4 protein-coding genes are annotated in these 4,325 nt (G+C 46.8%); 1 reads left to right on the forward strand and 3 read right to left on the reverse strand.

Annotation, left to right across the window (positions count from 1 at the left end):
* The first annotated feature begins 20 nt into the window (after positions 1-20).
* Positions 21-1,526, forward strand: a complete 1,506-nt coding sequence (locus AC1WIP_RS12225) for a helix-turn-helix transcriptional regulator (protein ID WP_481142089.1) — start codon at positions 21-23, stop codon at positions 1,524-1,526.
* A 5-nt stretch (positions 1,527-1,531) separates the two neighbouring features.
* On the opposite strand, the gene AC1WIP_RS12230 is transcribed toward AC1WIP_RS12225, so the two are convergent.
* From AC1WIP_RS12230 to AC1WIP_RS12240, 3 genes are all read right to left on the reverse strand, one after another.
* Positions 1,532-2,371: a carbohydrate ABC transporter permease gene (locus AC1WIP_RS12230; RefSeq protein ID WP_481142090.1), complete on the reverse strand. Its 840-nt coding sequence runs from the start codon at positions 2,369-2,371 to the stop codon at positions 1,532-1,534.
* A gap of 86 nt (positions 2,372-2,457) precedes the next feature.
* Positions 2,458-3,249, reverse strand: a complete 792-nt coding sequence (locus AC1WIP_RS12235) for a DUF7402 domain-containing protein (RefSeq protein ID WP_481142091.1) — start codon at positions 3,247-3,249, stop codon at positions 2,458-2,460.
* On the reverse strand, positions 3,249-4,115 hold the full coding sequence (locus AC1WIP_RS12240; protein WP_481142092.1) for a carbohydrate ABC transporter permease: 867 nt from the start codon (positions 4,113-4,115) through the stop codon (positions 3,249-3,251). Before AC1WIP_RS12240 ends, AC1WIP_RS12235 begins: the two co-directional genes overlap by 1 nt.
* Between the last annotated feature and the right edge of the window lie 210 nt (positions 4,116-4,325).

The following is a 4,325-nucleotide window of genomic DNA, read 5'->3' on the forward strand; positions in this document are numbered from 1 at the left end:
GAGAGGGAGACTGCCTTCCTGTGGATTCATCTTCCTGGCAGTTACCAGAATCAGTCCTGACTAAAGTCAGCTCCCTGTTTTCCTCCCGCCCTTTAAGCAGCGGCTACTACCTTTCACAGGATTCTCAGACGAATCATATTATCTGTTACCAGCCTGTATTCGAAAAGGACTGGCTGTTGGTTTCTGTTACAGACCAAAATCAAATGGCTCATTTGATAGACATAAGATCCTATTTGTGGGAGCTGATTGCATTTTTATTGCTTTTTGCCGTATTATGCATCGGTGTAATTAACGTTTTCCGCCGTCTCAGCAGCCTGCACCGTCAAAATCAGCAGCAGCTGGCTTTGGTTGAACAAGAAAAGCGTCAAAAGGAATATGCACAAAACAGGCTTAATATTCTCAACTTTCTCCATGCTGTCAACGCCCAGGCTCCCTGCATTCTGTCACAAGCGGATCCCACGCTTATTGTTGTGATTGCCATAGACCACTACTCTCAATTAGCTGCGCGCTATGATTCCCCTGATGGGCTGCCAATTGTCAAATACAGCATTCTCAATATTGCTGAGGAACTGCTAAATTATGAGGGCAATGTCATCTCCGCTTACGAGGATGACTATCGGTGCGTCTGCCTGTTACAGCCTGCCTTGGAGGAACAAATCCTGATTGAAAAGCTGTGTGACTTACAAGATAAACTGATGTCGCTTTTACAGATTTCCATAAGCTGCCTGGTTTCCTCACCCATATCTGCAAAACAGCTGCCTGACAATTACGAATATTTATGTAACACAATACCTTACAAGCAATTATTCGGCCCTGGCTGCATCATTACTCCTGATATGCTGGAAGCAAGGGAACAGTCCGATTCTGCAATTACAGAAAGCCAATTAAAGTCCTTCACCCAGGCAGTTTTAGAGCTGAAAATGGATATTGCCCTCCTTTCCTTGCAGGAAATGCTCACTTTGATGTCCAAAGGCTCCTACAAAAACTTTCAATTAGGACTCATGCAGATTGTTACCAACCTGGATCGCGCATTGAATAAGCTGCAGAGCAATCATCTGCTTGAGAAAAAACTTTACAGCGGCATCATTATATACAGCCTTGGCAGCTATGAGAGTATAAACGATATTAAAGCTGCTTTTTCCGACATCCTATATCAGGTCAGAGATATCATTTTACAGATACAGGATGGAAAACAGCAAAATCTGCTTAATAAAATAAAAAATATTGTTCAAGAAAATTATGGAAGCCGCGATTTCTCCATCAATACCGTCGCAGATAAGGTGGGTATGAGCGCTTCCTATATAAGCAGGCTTTTCAAAAGGGGCACAGGCACTACTTTCGTCGAGTATGTCCTCCATGTACGCATGAATGCGGCCTGCACCCTCCTTGAAGAAAATAATTTAACCATTGACCAGATCGCAGCAACAGTCGGTTTTAGTGAAACACCTTATTTTTATAAAGTATTTAAACGTGTTAACGGATGCACTCCGTCTGTTTATCGCTCTTCCCACAAAAAACAGCCTTAACTGCACTATCCTTTCAGTCCTGTGGATGCAACGCCCTCCACAAAGTATTTCTGAAGCACTAAAAATACAATGAGCACCGGTATCAAGGACAGCACGGAGCCAGCCATGATCAGTCCATAGTCCGAGGAATACTGGCTGATAAACATTTTCAGTCCCAGCTGAATGGTCTTTTTTTCCTGGGTCTTTAAATAGATCAAGGGACCAAGGTAATCGTTCCAGGTGGCCACAAAGGTAAAGATGGTCAGCGTGGAAAGGGCAGGCTTTGACAGGGGCAGCATGATTTTTGCATAAATCCTGTATTCACTCATGCCGTCAATTCTGGCGGCCTCGCATAGGTCGTCGGGAATGCCCTCGTAAAACTGCTTCATCATAAACACGCCGAAGGCCGAAAACGCCTGCAGACAGATAATGGCAAGGAGCTTGTCATTCAGTCCCATACGGCGCATCATGATAAACTGCGGCACCATGTATACCTGCCAGGGCATAGCGATAGTGGCTATATAGGCCAAAAACAGCCCGTTTTTATGCCTGAAATTCAGCTTTGCAAAGGAGTAGGCCGCAAAGCTGCTGGTCAGAAGCTGCAAAAAGGTGACAATAACGGTAAGATATACCGTATTTCCCACAAATCTTGCAAAGGGAATCCGGGTCCAAATGTCAGAGTAATTGCTCCACTTGGGTTCTTCAGGAATCCATACAAAGGGATTCATCTGAAATACTTCCCTGTCGCTCTTGATGGATGCGGAGAGCATCCAGAGGAAGGGAATGATCATGATCAGCGCGATCACAATCAGTATGATGTATACAATCACTTTGCCTAAAACGGCTTTTTTATGTGCTGATCTCATATTCTCCCATACCTTTCCCGCAGGACGCCTCTCTTGTCCGGTTCCTGCGAAAGATGATCAAAAATTGTCAAAGATTATGCTATGGCTCAAAGCACCACGTAACCGTACACCTCTATCTGGCTTAAGGCAGGAAAAGGCGAAGGGTCGTCGGCTTTGATCAGGTTTCCCAGCTCAAGCCAGGTAATCTCCTTTTCCGGGAAGGTCAGCGACTGGGCACGGCTTGTTTTTTCCAGTGCAAAATCCTGGCTGCTGCCATCGGAAAATCGAAGGGTCACCTGTGTCCACCAGCTGTCGTGGGGAAAATCGGCCCGGGTGTAAAGCACCACCATGCCGGTGCGGATTTTTCTGCCGAAGTCCACCTTCATGGCAGCATCGGCCTGCCTGTTGATTCCCCAGGACTGATAGGGCCATTCACCGTGAGAGAGATTTGCTCTCACACCGTCTATGGCGTTCTTTGCGGCAAACACACTCTCTCCTCTGGTCTCCACATTAGCCGTGGCGTGGGGGTAACAGGGTACATCCCTATGCTGGTCCGCAGGATTCAGGGCAAGATTGCGGTACCGGGAAATTTCCTCCTTTGAAGCCGTCTCCGCGTACAGATAGTGACGTCCTCCCATGAATACCTTGGGGGAATAGCTGATGCGCTTTTCGCCAAAGGGTATCTCATAGGAAACATTGTCCGTTATGTACACAAAGGCAGAACCCAATGCGTCATCCACCTGCAGATTTACATGAATATTTTTTTCGGAGGTTTCCAGCATAATCCGATCCCCCTCCTCATAGGTGCGGGTACACACCAAATCCACAAAATCCTCGCCGCTGTTTACACAAATGGTATTTCCGTCCTTGTCCAAAACCTTCAATGATAAATAAGCCATTATGCCCTTTCCTTTCTCGCCTGGCCTCTGAACTGAATAATGGTAACCAAAAGCACCATCACAAACAATACCATTGCCACTGCGCTGGAATAGCCCAGATCCCAGTCAATAAACGCTTTTTGATAAATATAGTAGACTAGAACCGTGGCGGATGTGGTAAGCTCGCCGCTTCCGCCGCCGGCCAGCATGATAGCTATATCATATACCTTAAAGCAGTTGATGGTCAACATAACCACTACGAAAAAGGTGGTGGAGCTTAGCTGGGGCCAGGTGATGTAACGAAATTTCTGCCAGGTGTTGGCACCGTCTAGGCTGGCTGCCTCATACAGCTCCGAGGAAATTCCCTGCAGGCCCGCCAGGTAAATCACCATATAATAGCCCATGTATTTCCATACACTGAACAAAATCATGGAAAGCAGCACCAGCCCGCCGCTGAACCATTGGGGCAGGTCCTCCTGAGCCACATGAAACACGGTGTAGAGTATGTTATTGATAGGTCCCTTGGAGGGATGGAACAGCATTTTCCACACGGCTGTAACAGCAACCAGGGACGCCACATAGGGGAAGAAGGACAGGGTACGGAAGATGCCTCTTCCCACTACCTTCTGATTCAGCACAATGGCCAGAGCCAGGGAGGCCACCATGGTAAGGGGAACGGTTCCGATACAATAAATAATCGTGTTTTTCAGGGCGGCCCGGAAAAACGTATCGTCCCACAGTCGGGCAAAATTGCTGAGCCCGGCCCATTTTATGGGATTGCTTCCGTCCCACTCCAAAAATCCCAGGGCAAATGCGAACACAATGGGAATCAGTGTAAAAACACAAAATCCGATAAAATTGGGCGCAATGAAGGAATATGCCACCATGTCCCGCTTCGTCTCCCGGCTTAAAAGCCTGCCCGATTTCAGCTTATCAATCTGTCGGTTGTACGCCCCAATCTGATCTATCATCTTGCGTTTCTTTTTGGAATCCTGCTCCACTCTCACCGCAGCGATCAGTCCCGTGAGCTCTTCCTGCAAGGCGTTGATTTTATCTGCTTTTTGAATATCATTCATTTTCTGCATAAATTTATATCC

This window comes from Acetatifactor sp. (assembly GCF_982438285.1).